This is a genomic window from Streptomyces sp. NPDC039430 (assembly GCF_055639435.1).
Genome location: NZ_JBVKAK010000004.1, coordinates 103,519 through 120,280, shown reverse-complemented (window position 1 = coordinate 120,280; position 16,762 = coordinate 103,519). Strand labels below are relative to the sequence as shown.

The following is a 16,762-nucleotide window of genomic DNA, read 5'->3' as shown; positions in this document are numbered from 1 at the left end:
GCGGCGGACCGGCCCGCGCGCGCGAATGATTCATCGGACACGGATTCGACGCGGTTACCTCAAGATCGCATAACGCAAGCAACGCGACGGTGAACAACGCGATCCATATCTGCATGAAGATTTCTTTCCTCATACACAACGCCTATGGGATAGGAGGGACAATCACCACGACGTACAACCTGGCCAGTGCGCTGGCCGAGCGGCACGAGGTGGAAATCGTCTCCGTGTTCCGGCACCGGGAGAGCCCGAACCTGACCCCGGATCCGCGCATACGGCTGCGCCCGCTCGTGGACATGCGGCACGAGAGCGAACATCCGCTCCATCTGAACCCGGCGAAGGTGTTCCCCGCGTACGAGTACCGCTACGGGCAGTACAGCGAGCTCACCGACCAGCGGATCGAAGAATTCCTGCGGGCGGCGGACGCCGATGTCGTGGTGGGCACGCGGCCGGGCCTGAACGTGCACATCGCCCTCCAGGCCCCGGCCGGGACCGTCCGGGTGGGGCAGGAACATCTCACCCTGGACAACCATCCGCCGAGACTGCGCCGCGTACTGCGCCGGGTCTATCCGCGTCTGGACGCCCTCACCACCGTCACCCACGCCGACGCCGCGGCGTACCGCAAGAAGATGTGGCTGCCGGGCGTCCGCGTGGAAGCGCTGCCCAACAATGTCCCCGACCCGTCGCTCCCGCCGTCGGACGGCACCGCCCCCGTGGTGGTGGCCGCGGGGCGGCTGGTCCCGGTGAAGCGGTACGACCTGCTCATCGAGGCGTTCGCGGCAGTGGTGGCCGAGCGCCCCGACTGGCAGTTACGCGTCTACGGCAAGGGCGAGGAACACGACCGGCTCAGACGGCTCATCGAGGAACTGGGCCTGTACGACAACGTTTTCCTGATGGGCGCCGCGACCCCGATGGAGGCCGAGTGGACCAAGGGCTCGATCGCCGCCGCGACATCGAACTTCGAGCCCTTCGGCATGACGATCGTCGAGGCGATGCGCTGCGGTCTCCCCGTCGTCAGCACCGACTGTCCGCACGGTCCGGCCGAGATCATCGAGGACGGCGCGGACGGCAGGCTGGTGCCGGTCGGCGACCGCGAAGCGCTCTCGGCCGCCCTGCTCGACCTCGTACGCGACGACGAGACACGCCGTCGGATGGGGCGCACGGCGCTGAAGAACTCCGAGCGGTACGCCCCCGGGCCGATCGTGGCACAGGCCGAGGAACTGTTCGACGCGCTCGCGACCGCGAGAGCGGCCGGCCGGCCTCCCGCCGCGCGTACCACCGGCATCGACCGTGCCCTGGTGACCGGCGGCTACGCGGCCCGCGACGCCGCCTACTCGGCGGCCAGCACCCTCCTCAAGTCCGTACGGAAGGCGAAGCGATGAGCCCGGACCGCGACGGTGGCCACGGCGTCGAAAGCCACGGCGTCGGAAACCACGGCGTCGGAAACCACGACGACGGAAGTCCGCGTGAGGAAGGGCCCGCCGCCGAGAGACCGCGCCCTCGCGCCGACTGCACGGTGGACGGGGAGAACCGGATCGTCGTACGGCTCACCTCCCCGGGCGGGCCGGCAGCCCCCGCCTCCCGTCCCCGGCTGCTGCTGCGTCTGCGTCCGCCGAAGGGGCAGCCCGAACAGGTCAGGCGCGTGTTCGAACTGGAACCGGTACCCGGCCAGGACCGCTGGCAGGCGACCCTCGACCCGGCGCCCGCCTTCGAGGAGGGCCGGTGGGACGCCTACGTACTCCCCTCGCCCGACGAACCGCGCCGACGGCTCCTCCCCGGCGTCCGTGACCTGCGGGCCCTGGTGACGGGCCGCGCTCCCGACAGCACGCGCTCACCCGTGGCGGTCCGGATCCCGTACGCCACCCTGGACGGCTACTTCGCCGTACGTGCCTGGCTGCGCGCCACACACGCGGAAGCGGACCGTATCCGTGTCGCCGACGGCGCGGCCACGGTACGGGGCCGGCTCTTCGGCACCGAACTGGACACCGGGGCGGCGGCACTGCTGCGCCGCCGGGGGAAGGGCGGCGTCACACGGGAGGCGGAGCTGACCGCCGAGAGCGATCACGCCTTCTCCTTCACCGTCGGCTACCGCGACCTGCTGAGCACACCGGGCGGCGCGGGCCCGGCGGTGTGGGACGTGTTCGTACGGCCGTCGGCCGGTGCGCCCCCGGTCCGGATGGCCCGCCTCCTGGACGACCTCGCGGACCGCAAGAAGGTCTTCGTGTACCCGGACACGGCGGTCGACGGCCTGACGGCGCGTCCCTACTACACGGTCGACAACGAACTGTCGGTGGAGATCACGCCCGGCTGACGGGGGCATGCGCACGGGTGCGAGCACGGGCAGGGGCACGGGTCGGCGCGCTCAGCCGTCCAGCGCGCTGCCGGCGAAGTCCACTGCCAGATCGAGTGTGTCCTGGAAGGGAAGCGGGATGTCATCGAACCAGTCCTCGGTGGCCTCAGGGTGGGGTCCCACGACGGCCACCCTGCCCGCCCCGTACGAGGTGACGAGGGCGGCGGCCAGGTCGTTCGGGTACCTGGCGAGCACGGTCGTACCCGGACCGGGACGGAGCGAGAAGTACGGTCCGTCCTGGAAGAAGACGAGGCGCCGGCTGCCCCGCCAGTCGATCTCGACCAGGGTGTCGTCCTCGGTCCTGACCGTGGCGCCCGGCGAGACGATGTACTGGTCGACCTCGCCGGACAGGAGACCGAACCCCTCGTCCTGTCCGGCGAGGTAGCCGCCGAGACAGAAGCCCAGGTAGCTGCCGCCGTTTTCGACGAAGTCACGGATCGCCCCGGTGTGCCGCCTCATCTCCCGGTAGGCGGGGGTCAGGGAGCCGCCGCCGGGCTGTGCGTACAACCGGGCCCGCGCCAGAGCGGCGGACGACAGAGGCAGTTCTCCCCGCGGGCCGGTGGTGCGGACGTCCAGGCTCCAGGGGCCCTGTGAGAGCAGACCGGCCACCGCGTCGGCACAGTCCATGTCCTGCTGGGTGCGCCCCCGGTAGACAAGGGCAGGCGAGGACGCCCGGCGCCTGCCCGGAGCGTCACGCGGGAGCCGGACACCGCCGCGCACTTCGTTCATGAGCCCCTCGATTCGCGTAGGCCGGCCGGACCGCTTTCGTGACACCCTCCCCACAGACACACTCTCTCTTCCCACAGACTCCACCGCACGCCACCGAGAGGCAACGCGCGCCCCTCACCCGCGCCACCGCCGCGCTCAGGCCCAGAGCGGTCCGAGACGGCGGGCCGAGCGCCGGACATCGGCGTAGGAGCGGGTGGAACTCTTGGCCTCTCTGAGCACATTCACTCCGAGCGCCTGCGAGACCGCCACACGGACAGCCGCCCACCGGCTCTGATAGCGCACCTGACCGCTGATCCAGGTGAGTGCGTCCACTTCGGGCTTCCAGGCGGCCTCGAAGCGCGCGCCCGCGGTCTCCGGCGATCCGGAGGCCAGGATCTCGTCGAGCACGACCGCCGATTCCAGGGCCGCGTTGCCTCCCTGGCCGATCGGCGGGAAGGCGGCGGCCGCGTCCCCGATCAGCACGGCCCGGCCGCCGTACAGCCGGGAGCAGGTCAGCCGCTGGCCCAGGTGCACGGCCTCGCGCCCGGAGAAGTCGGCGACCGCTCGCTCGCTCGTCAGGTCCAGAGCGAGCGGAACGTACTGGCGCAGCCAGGCGGTGGCCTGCTCGGGCGAGGCGAACCCGATCGGCTTGTTCACTCCGACGAAGCAGATCCAGCGCACGCCGTCCGGTCTGGACTCGTCGAGGATCACCCCCGTGAGGGTGAGCGGGCTCATCGCCAGCCCGTTCAGATAGCGTCTGTCCAACTGGTCGCCGACCCGGTCGAGTTCCAGGACGAGCCCGTAGTTCGGGATGGCGCCGGTCTCGACGGTGAACCCCTCGATCTGCTCCCGCATCGCCCTCCGGACGACCGAGCCCGCGCCGTCGGCGCCGACGACGAGGTCGAAGGTCCGCCCGGCCACCGTGCCGGCCCGGACGTCGACGGCGTCGATTCCGCTGTCGAAGGCGAAGTCGATCAGGCCGCGGTGCCGTTCCTCGGCGACGGACATCAGCGCCCGCGTGATGTCGCCCCGCGAACCGATCCAGCCGGGCTCGGACCAGGCGTCGACGATCCTGCCGCGATTCCTGATGCCGCGGAACGGGGTCATATGGGCGTCGAAGTGCGCGACGGCGTCGATGTGCCGCACCGCCCGCAGCCCGTGGCCGGTGAGGTCGATCGGATAGGAACGGTCCGGGTTGAAGCGCGGCACGGTCTCCGGGTGGCCGTCGCGCTCGAACACCATGCTCCGGATGCCGCGCCGGGCCAGTGCGATGGCCGCCGTCAGCCCGCCGGGGCCGCCTCCGATGATCGCGATGTCTTTCACATTTCCCTTTCGTCGACGGCTCACGGGCGGATGGCTGCCGGGCGGATCACCGGCGCGGTTCTCGAACGAAGCGGGGAAAGAGCGTGAGCGCGTTGTCACGCTCCACGCCGCGCAACTCGGCCCGGCTGAAGCCGTCGAAGCCCGTCAGGTTGTCGATGTTGCGTACGACCGTGGGTTCCGGGGCGGCGGGCCAGTCGGTGCCGAAGAGGATGTGGTCCGCAGTGGTCACCTCAAGGGTCGGCAGCAGCGAGTTGCGGCTTCCGGCGAGGGCCGTGTCGTAGTAGAGCCCGCGCAGTACCTCGGCGACATGGGCCGGGTCGATGTCCGCGTCGTCCGGGCCGCGCCCCATGACGGTGTGTTCACCGATCCGCCAGCCGAGTGTGGGGAGCGCCCCGCCGCAGTGCGCGAGGATCAGGCGCAGCCCCGGATGGCGCAGGAAGACGCCGGTGTAGAGGGCGTTGGTGATCGTGCGCGCGGTGTCGAAGGGGAACTCGACGACCGAACTCGGGCGGCCGAAGCCCAGGACATCGATGTGCGGACAGTCGGCCGGGTGCACGAAGACCGGTACGCCCCGCCGTGCCAGCTCCGCCAGTACCGGTTCCAGGGACGGGTCGCCGAAGTAGCGGCCCAGTACGTTCGAGGTCAGCACCACTCCGTCGAGCCGCAGCTCGTCCAGGGCGTACGCGAGTTCCGACAGCGCCACGTCGGGTCCGTCCGCCGGCAGTGTGGCGAAGGCTCCGAAGCGGTCGGGGTGCTGGGCGATCAGCTCGGCGTGCCCCTCGTTGATGATCCGCGACAGGCGGGTTCCGAACCCCGGGTCGTCGTCCGATCCCGCGAACGCCATCGGCATGGACAGGAGTTGGGCGGTGATCTCCTGCCTGTCCATATAGGCGAGCGCGGCCTCCGGCGTCCACCGCACCGACATGCGATAGCCACCCGTCAGCCGGTGGCCCCGGGCCATGAGGACCGCGACGGCTTCGTCCGAGATGCCGTGAGTGTGGACATCGATGCGTTGAGCGGACACGGCGAGCTCCTCTGCGGTCATTGTCACGGCATTCACACTAGGCGTAAAGGTGTCCATCGTCAATTAATGTGCGGGTCGATTGCCTCGCACGCGTGAGCCCATATGTACGGCATTGATCGTCGTCTCTTCATTCTTGTGGTCGCGTGGCGGTTCCCTGGCGGAGATTAAATTGACAGCTGACTCTTTAAAGTCTACGGTCGAAGCACATCGGGCCCGTCTTCCCAGAAGACCACCCCTCTTCGGCAGGCACTCGCCACCCTGCACACCTCGCGTCGCCCCCCGTCCACGCGGGACGGGCGGACCATCCTCAGGAGGGCTTCCATGCGCATCGGCGATGTGACAGTTCATCCCCTCGCGGACGGCATCGTGCCGATGCCCCCGAGCCTGCTCTATCCCGACGTGCCCGCCTCCGTCTGGCAGGCACTGCCCGGCACCGTCGACGAGCACGGGATGCTCCCCGTCCCGTTCGGCGGCTTCCTGGCCACGGACCAGCGGGGAAACCGTGTCGTGTTCGACCTGGGCGGCGGGCTCGACCCGCGGCTGCTGCCGGACGGTGAGCTGCCGCCCGTCCGCGAACTCCTGCCGGTGCGGCTGGACGAGCTGGGCTGCGCCCCCGGCTCCGTGACCGACGTCGTGCTCAGCCATCTGCACATCGACCACGTCGGCTGGGCCTCCACCTCGGGCATGCCCACGTTTCCCCGGGCCAGGCACCACATCCACACCGCGGACTGGAAGCACTACGTGGACGGCGACGCGGATGACGCCGTGCGCCGCAAAGTCGGTCCGCTCCGTGACGCGGCTCTGCTCTGGGACGGCGATTCCGTGGCGCCCTTCGACTGGCTGCGGCTGGTCCACGCACCGGGCCATACGCCGGGCACGTCCATCGCGCTGATCGAGTCGCGGGGACAGAGCCTCGCCCTGGTCGGCGATCTCTTCCATCACCCGGCGGCACTGGACCATCCGCACTGGCGCTGCGGCTTCGACTGGGACGCCCGTCAGGCGGCAGCCGCCAGGACGGAGTGGCTGGAGCGGCTGCGTACCACCCGTACACCCCTGGTCGGTCCGCACTTCCCCGGTCTCGAACCCGTCACGCTCCGCTGACCGGCCTCTCTGTCGAACCCCCTTCTCTCTGTCGAACCCCCTGTCCGAACTATCGAAAGGCTTGCCATGGACCGCGTGAAGGCAGCGGTGTGCCGGCAGAGCGGCGATCCCTTCCGGCTGGAGGCGCTGACCGTCGAAGATCCCCGGCCGGACGAGGTGCTGGTGCGCTTCACCGCGGCCGGGCTGTGCCATACGGATCTGGAGGTGGCGGCGGGACGTATGCCGACGCCCTTCCCGGTCGTCGCGGGACACGAGGGCGCCGGCGTGGTCGAGGCGGTAGGCCCGGCCGTCAGCGGGTTCACTCCGGGTGACCGTGTGGTGGCGAGCTTCAGCTTCTGCGGCACCTGCCGGAACTGTCTGAGCGGGCTGCCCGCCTACTGTCCGGACCACTTCCCGCTGAACTTCGGCGCCCGGCGCGCCGACGGTTCCGTCGGCCTGCGCGACGCCTCGGGCGAGCCGGTGCACGATCACTTCTTCGGGCAGTCGTCCTTCGCCCGGTACGGACTGTGCCGGCCCAGCAGTCTCATCAAGGTCCCCGGCTCCTCCCCGCCCGACGACGTGCTCGCGCCCCTGGGCTGCGGCGTCATCACGGGGGCCGGCGCGGTCTGGAACGTACTGCGGGTCTCGCCCGGCAGCACGGTGGCCGTTTTCGGTGCCGGAGCCGTCGGACTGAGCGCGGTCATGGCCGCCGTGGTGGCCGGCGCCTCACGGATCATCGTGAGCGACACACACCACGCGCGGCTCGACCTCGCCGCCCACCTCGGGGCGACCGACGTGTTCGACGCCGCCGACGGTACCGACGTCGCCGAGAACAGGGCAGCCGCCGAGAACAGGGCAGCCGACGGCAACGGGGCCACCGTCGGAAACGGAGCCGCGCGGGTACGGGAGCTGACCGGCGGCCGGGGCGTCGACTTCAGTGTGGAATCCACGGGCGTACCCGAGGTGATGGCACAGGCCGTGGCCGCGCTCGCGCCTCTGGGGAGCGCGGCGGTCCTCGGTGTCGCTCCCGACGGCGCGGATCTGCGCACCAACGCCTTCGCGCTCCTCGAAGGACGGACCGTGACCGGCTCCATCGTCGGTCACCAGGCCCCGGCGGTGCTCGTACCGCGGATTCTGGATCTCCACAGCAGGGGCCGCTTCCCGCTGGAGGCCATGATCCGCACCTATCCGCTGGACGACATCAACAAGGCCGTGGACGACGCGCGTTCCGGGACGGTCGTGAAGGCCGTCCTGCTCCACTGAGCTCCGTCTCCCCGGGAAGTTCTTCCTCACCGAACAAGGACACAAGCCATGTCAGGGATTCGTCTGTCCGAGGTCGTTCTGCGGACGACCGATTACGACCGCCTCTGTGATTTCTACTCTCTTCTGCTGGACCAGCCGCGGAGTGTGGAGATGACGCCGCCGCCCTCGGACGATCCGGATGAGCCGTCGCGTATCTGCTTCTTCGATTTCCTCTTCGAGCCGCCCTACACCCAGCGGATCGCGGTGTTCGAGTGCGAGCACATCGGTACCGGTCCGTCCTCGCGTGGACTGCATCACTTCCAGTTGCGTACGCCGACGCTCGACGCGCTGGTCGCTCTGTACAGCACCCTCAGGGAGAACGGATACGTCCCGGTCGAGGTGTCCAACCACGGGCCCGGTACGAGTTTTTACTACCGGGATCCGGACGGCAACAAGGTGGAACTGTCGTCGTTGAACTTCTCCTCGCGCGACGAGATGCGGTCGTTCATGGCGACGGACGCGTTCAAGCGGAACCCAGGCGGCTTCCCCCTCGACCCGGAGCGTCTGGCGGCGGGCCTGAGCGCCGGCGAGGACCTGAGCGAATTGATCTGGGCGCGATGAGCCTCGACTCGGCACCGGGCCCCACCGGTGACATCGGTGACGGCGGCGCGTACGACGTGGTGATCGTGGGCGGCGGCCCCGTGGGTGTCGCCGCGGCGGTCGAACTGGGCACCCGCCGCCTCTCCGTGCTGCTCGTGGAGCGTGGGGACGGTGTGGTCCGCTACCCGACGGCGGAGTCCGTCGATACCGCGTCCATGGAACTGCTGCGCCGGTGGGGTGTCGCCGACGAGGTGCCGCGCAGCGGATTTCCCGCCGACGCGCGGCGCGACATCTCCTTCGTCTCGCGGATGACGACCTACGAACTGGCCCGGTTCCCCCGTCCCTCCAACGCGGACCGGCGTGACACCACGGGCGGGCTGAGCCCGGAGGGCGGAGTGTGGTGGCCGAAGTTCTGGTTCGACCCCGTCCTGCGGGAGCGCGCCGCGGCCGAGCCCACGGTGTCCCTGCGCTACGGGTGGACCTGCGAGGGCTTCGAGGACGGCACGGACGGCGTGAGCGTACGGCTCTCCTCGGCGGAACACGGCGGCAGGACGGTACAGGCGCGTCGTCTGCTGGCGTGTGACGGCGCGGGCTCCCCGGTCCGCAGGGCGCTGGGCATCGGCTCGCTGCGCGACTCCGCCGATGTCCGGGCACGCTGGCAGGGTGCTTTCGTCCGGCTGCCAGGGCTCCGCGAGCGGATCCCGCACGCGCCCGCCGTGCAGTACTACCTGGTCAACCCCCGCCGTATGATCCTCGGTTCACTCGACGGCGGTGATCTGTGGCGCGTCACCTACCCGCTCAAGGACGGCGAGTCGCCCGGACCCGGCGAGGTCCGTGCGGCTGTCGCCGAGGCGTTGGACCGCGCGGCCGGAGAGGTCGAGGTACTCGACACCCGGGAGTGGAGCGGTGACGCCGTGGTGGCCGACTCCTTCAGGTCCGGCCGGGTCCTGCTGGCGGGCGACGCCGCGCACCGGATGTGGCCCTCGGGCGGGCACGGAATGAACACCGGCCTCGGTGATGTGGCCAACCTCGGCTGGAAACTGGAGGCCGTCCTGCGGGGCTGGGCCCCCGACACCCTGCTCGACACCTACACCGCGGAACGCCGCCCGCACGCCGAGCGCCTGGTCCGCCGAGCCTGGCACAACTACCGTGCGGACAACGCGATCCTGCCCGACCCGGCACTGGACGACCCGGCGAACAAAGAAGCCCGGGTCGCGGCCGGCGAACGGATCACCGCCGCCCGCCGCACCGAGTGGCACTCCCTCGGCATCCAACTCGGCGTGCGCTACCCCCGCTCACCCCTGATCGTCCCGGACGGGACGCCCGAACCACCCGAGGACCCGGAGGAGTACGTACCCACGGCGCGCCCAGGACACCGTGCCCCGCACATCGCGCTGGCCGACGGGCGCTCCGTACTCGACCTCTTCCGCGGGCGATTCACCCTGCTGAACCTCGCGCCCGCCACCGACAGCGGACCCCTGGCCCAGGCATTCCGGAACCGCCGGATCCCCCTCGACGAGGCGTGGGCCGGTGCCCGCGGCGCCCGCGAGCTGTACGGCCGCGCCATCGCGCTGGTACGCCCCGACGGCATCGTCGCGTGGCGCGGTGACCACTGCCCCGCCGACCCCGACGCACTCGTGGCCCGCGTGACGGGCAACACGAGCGGTACCGGCGGAGCGGACAGTGCGAGCGCAGCGGACGGTACCGGCGGCGCGGGCAGTACAGGCGTGGCGGGCAGTGCGGGCGTCGCGCGAGAGAACTGACAGACGGCGACCGGGGACACGAAGCCCCCGCCGGAACGGAGAACATCATGCTGCTCGCACAGACCGACGAAGGTATCGCGCGGATCGGCCCCGACGGGCCGCGGCTTCTCGACCACTCCGGCCGACAGCTGGAGGACTTCATCGTCGAAGGGCGCCTGGCCGAGCTGGCCGGCCTGAGGACCCGCGCGGAGACCGGCTGGGAGCAGACCACGTTCGCACCGCCGGTCAGGCGGCCGGGCAAGATCGTCGTCATCGGCCTCAACTACCGTGACCACGCGGCCGAGACGGGCAGCCCGCTGCCCGCCCTCCCACGCTTCCAGCTGATCCCCGGCTCCGCCGTCACCGCTCCCGGCTCGCTCGTCCACCTGCCCGCGTCCGCACCCGACCGCGTCGACTACGAGGGCGAACTCGGCATCGTGATCGGCCGCACCGGCCGCGACATTCCCGAGGCTGCGGCGTGGGACTACGTCGCGGGCGGGACCGTCGCCAACGACCTCTCCGCGCGCGACGTCCAGGCAGGCGAGAACCCGGCGCTGCCAATGGCCAGCCCGGCGGTCGGCAAGGGATTCGACGGCTTCAAGCCGCTCGGCCCCGCCCTGCTCACCACCGACGAACTACGCCTGTACGACGCGCTGGACATCACCACCGAGGTCAACGGTGTCGTCCGCCAGCGCTCCTCGACCGCCGAACTCGTCTTCCCGGTTCCCCGGCTCATCGCCTACGTCAGTTCGTTCCTGACCCTGGAAGCCGGCGACATCATCCTCACCGGCACCCCAGGAGGAACCGGCGTCGCGGAAGGACGGTTCCTCGTCGCGGGTGATGTCGTCTCGGTGACGCTCGACAAGATCGGCACGCTCACCAACACGCTCGCCGCCCCGCACACCGGAGCACGGTGGACGGGGGCGGCATGACGAACGACGAGTGCCTTCTCTGCCTGCGGGCGGCGGCCCTCGACGCCGCCGATCCCGGCTGGCTGACGCGCACCGGGCACTGGGGAGTGTCGTCGCACCCGGCCATGGCGGCGCCCGGCTGGATCGCGGCCCAGACGCTGCGCCACACCGAAGGACTCGGCGCTCTGAACGACGCCGAGACCGCCGAACTCGGGCCGCTCCTGGCCCGGTTGAGCGCGGCGGTGACCCGGGTGACCGGCTCGGGACGCGTGTACACGTACTCCCTCGGCGAGGGCTGTCCCCACACCCACATCCTGCTGGGCCCGCCCCGGCGGGACGTGCGCGGCGCCGCCTTCGTCACCGGACTGCTGCGCCGCGACGAGTCCCTCGCCGACGTGGAGGGCGCACTTCGGATCGCCGGCGAACTGGCGGACGAACTGACCCGCTGACACGACCGTGACCCTTCGGCGACACCGTGAGGTGCGCCGGCCCATCAGAAAGTGGTGATAACCATGACGCAGTCGACCGAAGTGCCCATCCCGGAGTCCTTCGCGTACTTCCGTACGATCGACACCCCCACGGGGCGGTCGCTCAAGTGGAAGCTGGAGAAGTACGCCAAGACCCACCTCGACATCTCCGAGGACCTGGCGACGGCATTCGGCCGCGCCATGAACACCGGGGACCGGCTCGGTGACGCCTACATCGACGCCGCCTTCGCCTCGCCCAAGGGCAGGTCGCGCGCCAGAAAGGATGTCGAGCAGGCACTCCACGGCGGCATCGGGAGTGTCAAGGACCCCTCCCCGGAACTGGTGGCGCTGTTCGAACAGATCGACACCGACCCGGAGTGGGTGGACTGGGCGAAGGTCGAACACGGCGCGGAGGTCTTCCGGCGGTACGGCAAGGAGCTGTATCCGTACTTCGGGATGTCCACGTTCAACGCGTACGCGCTGGAAACCGTCGCCAAGCCGCTCGCGCTGACCGGCGCCTACACGGGCGGGTCGGCGTTCGGCCGGTTCCTGGAGACCTCCCGTCTCTGGACGGACACCACCGAGCCCGGAGCCCTGCGCCCCGGCGGTGTCGGACGACGCTCCGCGGTGTTCGTGCGCACCCTGCACTCGATGATCCGCCACACCCTGCTGCCGCATCCCGAGTGGGACCGGGCCAGGCTGGGCATGCCCATCAGCCAGTTCGCACAGACGGGGACGCTCCTGCTCAGTTCGTTCACCCCCGGGATGCAGCTCAAGCTTCTCGGATACCGGCCCACCGACGGTGACATCGAGGCGATGATGCACCACTGGCGCTACGTCGGACACCTCATGGGCGTCGAGTCGCCCTGGTACCCGGAGACCGTGACGGACGCGTTCAAGGTCCAGTTGTTGATGGGGCTTGCGGAGGAACCGAAGATCGACAGGGATTCCCAGGAACTGTGCCGGTCGTTCATGGACACCTACCTCCCGCCGGAGGACGCACGGGGACTGCGTCAGGTCTACGGCAGACTCCGCTACAAGGCGCAGCTCGGCCACGCGCGGTTCTATCTGGGCGAGGAAAGCTACAACGGCACGGGGCTGCCCGATCCCGGACTGTGGCGCCTGGCTCCGCTGGCCAGGGTGATCCCGAACGTGACGCGCGAGACTCTGCGCCGGAACGTCCCCGGCGTGGCCGGGTGGATCGACCAGACCCACCGGCGCGCGCGCCATGAGTTCCTCGACAAGAACCTGGAGGGCGGCGAAGCGAAGTTCAAGCCTGTCGACAAACTCACCAGGTAACGGAGTGGTGGGCGCCTGAACCGGCCCGCTCCGATCGAGGCATCAGCCATCCGTCCCCTCGATCGGAGCATGCCGGGCTGACCTGTCGTGCGGTGCTCACCTCCGTCACGGGTGGCCGTTTGCCGGAGCGATGGTTTGGCTGTCCTCCCGCCCGGTTAAGGCTGGGAGCGCAAGGGCACCCGTCGTTGAGCCACTCGGGGGAATGAGGGATGGACCGCCTCACCGCCCGATGGTCGTACGCGCGATGGGCCCCGCACCTCATCATGGTCCTCGCGGTCGTCGTCGATGTCAGCACCCCGGTCGACTACACGGGCGTACCGCTGATCTCAGCCGCGTGTGTACTGGCAGGCGCGATGATGAGTTTCAGCGGTGCCGCGTGGGCCGGGGTGTTCGCACTCGGCATCACGGTGCTGCTGGAGTGGCGCTCCGGGGTACTGCTGAGCGCCAAGGGCTGGTCGGCGATCACCAACGTCGTGCTCGCCGCACTCATCGGCCTCGACATGAACCGCATGTTCTATCGCCACAACAAGCGTCTGGCCAGCGTTCGCTCCATGGCCGAGACCATGCAGCGCGCGCTGCTGCCGAACCCGCCCACCCACATCGGGCACCTACAGGTGGCCGCCCACTACGAGGCCGCCGATGCCGAAGCGAGGATCGGAGGTGACGCCTACGCGATCCAGGACACCCCCTACGGCGTGCGCATCCTGATCGGGGACGTACGCGGCAAGGGAACCGGAGCCGTGTCCACCACCTCCACCCTCATCGGCGCCTTCCGCGAGGCGGCCCACTACGTGCCCGACATCGGTGAACTCGCCATCCGGCTGGAACAGTCCCTCGAACGAGAGAGCGCGGAGCACCAGGACGAGGAACGCCATGAGGAATTCGCCACGGCACTGATCGCCCAGATCGACCAACAGGAACGGAAGCTGCTGGTGATCAACCGAGGACACCCCGAGCCCTACCTCATCCGCGCCGGCAGCATCACAGCCCTCACCGCCACCACACCTGACGTCCCCCTCGGAATGGGAACCCTCACCGGAGAGCGCTCCGGCCCCGACCTCTTCCCGCTCGCACCTCGCGATGTCCTGCTGTTCGTCACCGACGGCGTCACGGAAGCCCGAGCCCCGGACGGCACCTTCTACGCGCCGGACACGGAGCTCCGCCTTTCTCGTACCCGCCCGACCACCCCGGCCGCCCTGCTCGATGAACTCGCCGACGCCATCCACCACTGGACCGGCGGCCCTCGCGACGACGACATGGCCACACTCGCCATCAAGCTCCCCTGATGTGAGCTTTCCGCCCCCCGAAGTGCGCGTCGCCGCCGCCTACTGCACATCCTGGCGGAGCCGGAGCCGGAGCCGGAGCGGAGTGGATGGTCCAGCCGGAGTCGCGCGCCCGGCGATGTGCCGCCGCCCTCATGACCTGGACCGAAGCTGTCCTGGTGCCGGTCACGCACTGGCGTGACTACCTCGACCCGCTGGCCGTCTTCGACGCGATCGGCGCGGCGGTGCCGGTGCGCCGCGCCGAAACCGGCTCCTGGCCCCCGCCGCGCACCAGCCTGACAGGTTCAGGCCGATTGACCAGCCGTGGCTGCGGTGGCCGGCGTCGACCGCCGGTTGAGCTTCTCCAGGACGCGGTCACGGAGAAGCTCGTACTCCTCGCGGAGTCTGCGCAACTCGGTCACCGGCGGGCGGGGAATGACGATGCCGCCGGTGACGATCTCCTCCGGCCCGAACTGTTCACGGGTGAGGTCGATCTCGATGCCCATGCCCAGGCGGTTCCACCAGTGGTAGTCCACGCGCTCCGCGTTGACGTGGACCTCGCCCCGGATCAGCTCGCCTCCCAGCAGGTCATGGAGCACCAGGGCGGTCACCCCGCACTGATCCCGGGCCGGGTTGTCGTTCTTCCAGCGCGACCGGAACTCGGGCGTGCATGTCTCGGCACTCCAACTGCTGCGGACGGCTTGTTCGATGTCGGTGAGAAGCAACGGTGTCATGCCGGTGATCCTGCCAGGAGGCACTGACAACGGCCGATGGTGCGCCCGCGGCACCCTGCGGGTACCCGGACAGCGCTCCGTACCCGGGCAGCGCTCCGTACCCGGACAACGCCCTGGGCCCCGGTGAGGACGCCCAGGGCGTGTTCCTCGTTATCCGAACTGGCCGGGCTGGTAGTCGCCGGCGGGCTGCTGGACGATGACGTTCATCCGGTTGAAGGTGTTGATGACCGCGATCGCCAGCACCAGGGCGGCGAGCTGGTCCTCGTCGTAGTGCTTGGCGGCGTTCGCCCAGGCCTCGTCCGTGACGCCCCCGGCCGCGTCGGCGATGCGGGTGCCCTGCTCCGTCAGCTCCAGGGCGGCGCGTTCGGCATCGGTGAACACCGTGGCCTCACGCCAGGCCGCGACCAGGTTGAGGCGCACCGAGGTCTCCCCGGCGTGCGCGGCGTCCTTGGTGTGCATGTCGGTGCAGAAGCCGCAGCCGTTGATCTGGCTGGCGCGGAGCTTCACCAGCTCCTGCGTCGTGGCCGGCAGCGTCGACTCCGAGAGCACCTTGCCCGCCGCGACGAAGTGTTTGAGGGCCTTGGCCGCGAGCGGGTTGCCGAAGAGGTTCAAGCGAGCATCCATGGTGGACTCCTTGCCGCGTTTGGTGATGACACCTCACTGACGGAAGCGCCCGGGAAGATGTGACGGGACCGGGTGTGACGCGCGTCTCCCTTACCGCACCGGGGCACGTCTCGCGCGCGGGAAGCCGACGAGGGGCGGGTTCGGTTCATCCGTCTTACCTTGGATTTGTCCGCATTACCGCCGCAGAGGAGCCGCCGTGAACGACAGTGCGATGGACAAAGCCAAAGGCAAAGCCAAGGAGATGACCGGGAAGGTCACCGGTGACCGCCGCAAGGAAGCCGAGGGCAGGACCGACCAGGCCAAAGGCAAGGCGAAGGGCGCCATGGAGGATGCCCGCGACCGTGCCAAGGGCGTGAAGGACTCGATGAGCGACGACGACTGAGGCCGCCCCTTCTTTGTGGGCCCCGCCGAGCCCGGCGGGGCCCACGTCCGTCGCCCCGGGCGGGAGACAGGGCCGCCGGCGGCGGACACGCCGGCAGCGCCGAGAGCGTGAGGCGCCGCTCCGGCGTCTCGCCCCCCTCGTACCGCGTACGCCCCGGAACGCGATCCGCGCTCCGGGGCGTACGGTCACTCCCGCCAGGGGTTCCGTGCCGGGTGTCAGTCCACGATCATGACGTTGAGCGGCACCGCTCCGGCCGTCCGGGAGAACGCACCGCCGAAGTTGCCCTCGACCTCCGCCTTCTCAGCCGCGTTCGGGTAGGCGTTCGTGCAGGTGGTGCCCGCGGTGGAGCCGGACATCAGGCTCGAACAGGGGCCGGGCTTGCGGTCCGGCAGGCCCAGGATGTGGCCCAGTTCGTGGGACGAGATGCGGATCGTGTTGTGGCCCTCGTTCACCGCCTGCCGTCCGATGTAGACGGTCCCGTTGCCGAGCGAGGTGGTGATGGCGCGGGGCCAGCCGTTGTCCGCCAGGACCCGTATGTTGGCGCGTTGCCCGGCCGCGGCCGGCCGTAGTTCGACGGCGTCGACACTCTCGTTCCAGATCGCCGCTCCCCGGTCGACCGCGGACCTGAATTCCGCGGAACCGCTGGCGTCGTAGGTGACGACGCGCGCGGCCAGGGCGCTGTCGGCGTCCGCGGTGGGAGCGGCCACGGCCTGGCCGCCCACCAGGGAAAAGGTCAGGGCGAGGGCGGCAGCGAACCCGGTGGTCAACTTACGGACGTGCATGGTCGGCCTCCTTGGAGGAGAGAGATGGTCGTGCACATGACATGACTTCCTGCTCACTGCCCACAGAGGACTGGCACCAATCCGTCAATCCGGCTGCCGTCTCGAAGACCACGGGCCTCGGACTCAACCAGCGGTCGCCGGGCGGGAGTTCGTGGCCTCGGCTACGCGGCCGACGACCGTACCCGACGACGCCATCCCTAGTCAGGTGGCCTCCGGTTCGGCATTCTTCAGCCAG

At 70.0% G+C, this 16,762-nt stretch carries 17 protein-coding genes; 11 read left to right on the top strand and 6 right to left on the bottom strand.

The window, feature by feature from the left end; genetic code table 11:
• Positions 1–113 precede the first annotated feature (113 nt).
• Both ACZ7LS_RS12445 and ACZ7LS_RS12440 read left to right on the top strand, forming a co-directional pair.
• Complete coding sequence (locus ACZ7LS_RS12445; RefSeq protein WP_385129579.1) at positions 114–1,379, top strand: glycosyltransferase family 4 protein; 1,266 nt, start codon at positions 114–116, stop codon at positions 1,377–1,379.
• A complete protein-coding gene (locus tag ACZ7LS_RS12440; RefSeq protein WP_385129577.1) occupies positions 1,376–2,308 on the top strand; it encodes a hypothetical protein in 933 nt (310 codons plus the stop codon). The genes ACZ7LS_RS12445 and ACZ7LS_RS12440 overlap by 4 nt, the downstream gene beginning before the upstream one ends.
• A 51-nt stretch (positions 2,309–2,359) precedes the next feature.
• Here ACZ7LS_RS12440 and ACZ7LS_RS12435 read toward each other — a convergent pair whose 3' ends face one another.
• The 3 genes from ACZ7LS_RS12435 to ACZ7LS_RS12425 form a co-directional block, all read right to left on the bottom strand.
• Positions 2,360–3,076 carry a BPL-N domain-containing protein gene (locus ACZ7LS_RS12435; protein ID WP_385129575.1) on the bottom strand — a complete coding sequence of 239 codons (717 nt, stop codon included), beginning with the start codon at positions 3,074–3,076 and terminating at the stop codon, positions 2,360–2,362.
• A 135-nt stretch (positions 3,077–3,211) separates the two neighbouring features.
• On the bottom strand, positions 3,212–4,378 hold the full coding sequence (locus tag ACZ7LS_RS12430; RefSeq protein ID WP_385129573.1) for an FAD-dependent oxidoreductase: 1,167 nt from the start codon (positions 4,376–4,378) through the stop codon (positions 3,212–3,214).
• Between the two features lie 46 nt (positions 4,379–4,424).
• Positions 4,425–5,402, bottom strand: a complete 978-nt coding sequence (locus tag ACZ7LS_RS12425; protein WP_382519233.1) for an amidohydrolase family protein — start codon at positions 5,400–5,402, stop codon at positions 4,425–4,427.
• Between the two features lie 321 nt (positions 5,403–5,723).
• On the opposite strand from ACZ7LS_RS12425, the gene ACZ7LS_RS12420 reads away from it, so the two are divergent.
• From ACZ7LS_RS12420 to ACZ7LS_RS12385, 8 genes are all read left to right on the top strand, one after another.
• Positions 5,724–6,503 (top strand): MBL fold metallo-hydrolase, encoded by a 780-nt coding sequence (locus tag ACZ7LS_RS12420; RefSeq protein ID WP_382519234.1) that lies wholly within the window; start codon positions 5,724–5,726, stop codon positions 6,501–6,503.
• Positions 6,504–6,569: 66 nt separating this feature from the next.
• Positions 6,570–7,745, top strand: a complete 1,176-nt coding sequence (locus ACZ7LS_RS12415) for an NAD(P)-dependent alcohol dehydrogenase (RefSeq protein ID WP_382665352.1) — start codon at positions 6,570–6,572, stop codon at positions 7,743–7,745.
• A gap of 48 nt (positions 7,746–7,793) precedes the next feature.
• Positions 7,794–8,345, top strand: a complete 552-nt coding sequence (locus ACZ7LS_RS12410; RefSeq protein ID WP_382519238.1) for a VOC family protein — start codon at positions 7,794–7,796, stop codon at positions 8,343–8,345.
• Complete coding sequence (locus ACZ7LS_RS12405) at positions 8,342–10,087, top strand: FAD-dependent monooxygenase (RefSeq protein WP_385129570.1); 1,746 nt, start codon at positions 8,342–8,344, stop codon at positions 10,085–10,087. Before ACZ7LS_RS12410 ends, ACZ7LS_RS12405 begins: the two co-directional genes overlap by 4 nt.
• Positions 10,088–10,134: 47 nt before the next feature.
• Positions 10,135–10,998, top strand: coding sequence for a fumarylacetoacetate hydrolase family protein (locus ACZ7LS_RS12400; RefSeq protein ID WP_382665348.1), 864 nt, complete (start codon positions 10,135–10,137; stop codon positions 10,996–10,998).
• On the top strand, positions 10,995–11,426 hold the full coding sequence (locus ACZ7LS_RS12395) for a hypothetical protein (RefSeq protein ID WP_382665346.1): 432 nt from the start codon (positions 10,995–10,997) through the stop codon (positions 11,424–11,426). The genes ACZ7LS_RS12400 and ACZ7LS_RS12395 overlap by 4 nt, the downstream gene beginning before the upstream one ends.
• A 63-nt stretch (positions 11,427–11,489) precedes the next feature.
• Positions 11,490–12,743: an oxygenase MpaB family protein gene (locus tag ACZ7LS_RS12390; protein WP_382519247.1), complete on the top strand. Its 1,254-nt coding sequence runs from the start codon at positions 11,490–11,492 to the stop codon at positions 12,741–12,743.
• A 209-nt stretch (positions 12,744–12,952) separates the two neighbouring features.
• Entirely contained in the window at positions 12,953–14,029 is a 1,077-nt protein-coding gene (locus tag ACZ7LS_RS12385) for a PP2C family protein-serine/threonine phosphatase (protein WP_382519249.1), read from the top strand.
• Positions 14,030–14,310: 281 nt separating this feature from the next.
• On the opposite strand, the gene ACZ7LS_RS12380 is transcribed toward ACZ7LS_RS12385, so the two are convergent.
• Together ACZ7LS_RS12380 and ACZ7LS_RS12375 are read right to left on the bottom strand one after the other, a co-directional pair.
• On the bottom strand, positions 14,311–14,739 hold the full coding sequence (locus ACZ7LS_RS12380) for a YunG family protein (RefSeq protein WP_382881609.1): 429 nt from the start codon (positions 14,737–14,739) through the stop codon (positions 14,311–14,313).
• A 150-nt stretch (positions 14,740–14,889) separates the two neighbouring features.
• Positions 14,890–15,363, bottom strand: coding sequence for a carboxymuconolactone decarboxylase family protein (locus tag ACZ7LS_RS12375; RefSeq protein ID WP_385129568.1), 474 nt, complete (start codon positions 15,361–15,363; stop codon positions 14,890–14,892).
• 196 nt (positions 15,364–15,559) lie between these two features.
• Here ACZ7LS_RS12375 and ACZ7LS_RS12370 point away from each other — a divergent pair, with 196 nt between their 5' ends.
• On the top strand, positions 15,560–15,745 hold the full coding sequence (locus ACZ7LS_RS12370) for a CsbD family protein (RefSeq protein WP_382519255.1): 186 nt from the start codon (positions 15,560–15,562) through the stop codon (positions 15,743–15,745).
• Between the two features lie 215 nt (positions 15,746–15,960).
• Here ACZ7LS_RS12370 and ACZ7LS_RS12365 read toward each other — a convergent pair whose 3' ends face one another.
• Entirely contained in the window at positions 15,961–16,527 is a 567-nt protein-coding gene (locus tag ACZ7LS_RS12365) for a snapalysin family zinc-dependent metalloprotease (RefSeq protein ID WP_382519257.1), read from the bottom strand.
• Positions 16,528–16,762: the final 235 nt, after the last annotated feature.

Bases quoted from the DNA above. Each gene is read 5' to 3' on its own strand.
- ACZ7LS_RS12445 (WP_385129579.1), top strand. From the start codon at position 114: ATGAAGATTTCTTTCCTCATACACAACGCCTATGGGATAGGAGGGACA.
- ACZ7LS_RS12440 (WP_385129577.1), top strand. From the start codon at position 1,376: ATGAGCCCGGACCGCGACGGTGGCCACGGCGTCGAAAGCCACGGCGTC.
- ACZ7LS_RS12435 (WP_385129575.1), bottom strand. From the start codon at position 3,076: ATGAACGAAGTGCGCGGCGGTGTCCGGCTCCCGCGTGACGCTCCGGGC.
- ACZ7LS_RS12420 (WP_382519234.1), top strand. From the start codon at position 5,724: ATGCGCATCGGCGATGTGACAGTTCATCCCCTCGCGGACGGCATCGTG.
- ACZ7LS_RS12415 (WP_382665352.1), top strand. From the start codon at position 6,570: ATGGACCGCGTGAAGGCAGCGGTGTGCCGGCAGAGCGGCGATCCCTTC.
- ACZ7LS_RS12410 (WP_382519238.1), top strand. From the start codon at position 7,794: ATGTCAGGGATTCGTCTGTCCGAGGTCGTTCTGCGGACGACCGATTAC.
- ACZ7LS_RS12405 (WP_385129570.1), top strand. From the start codon at position 8,342: ATGAGCCTCGACTCGGCACCGGGCCCCACCGGTGACATCGGTGACGGC.
- ACZ7LS_RS12400 (WP_382665348.1), top strand. From the start codon at position 10,135: ATGCTGCTCGCACAGACCGACGAAGGTATCGCGCGGATCGGCCCCGAC.
- ACZ7LS_RS12395 (WP_382665346.1), top strand. From the start codon at position 10,995: ATGACGAACGACGAGTGCCTTCTCTGCCTGCGGGCGGCGGCCCTCGAC.
- ACZ7LS_RS12390 (WP_382519247.1), top strand. From the start codon at position 11,490: ATGACGCAGTCGACCGAAGTGCCCATCCCGGAGTCCTTCGCGTACTTC.
- ACZ7LS_RS12385 (WP_382519249.1), top strand. From the start codon at position 12,953: ATGGACCGCCTCACCGCCCGATGGTCGTACGCGCGATGGGCCCCGCAC.
- ACZ7LS_RS12380 (WP_382881609.1), bottom strand. From the start codon at position 14,739: ATGACACCGTTGCTTCTCACCGACATCGAACAAGCCGTCCGCAGCAGT.
- ACZ7LS_RS12375 (WP_385129568.1), bottom strand. From the start codon at position 15,363: ATGGATGCTCGCTTGAACCTCTTCGGCAACCCGCTCGCGGCCAAGGCC.
- ACZ7LS_RS12365 (WP_382519257.1), bottom strand. From the start codon at position 16,527: ATGCACGTCCGTAAGTTGACCACCGGGTTCGCTGCCGCCCTCGCCCTG.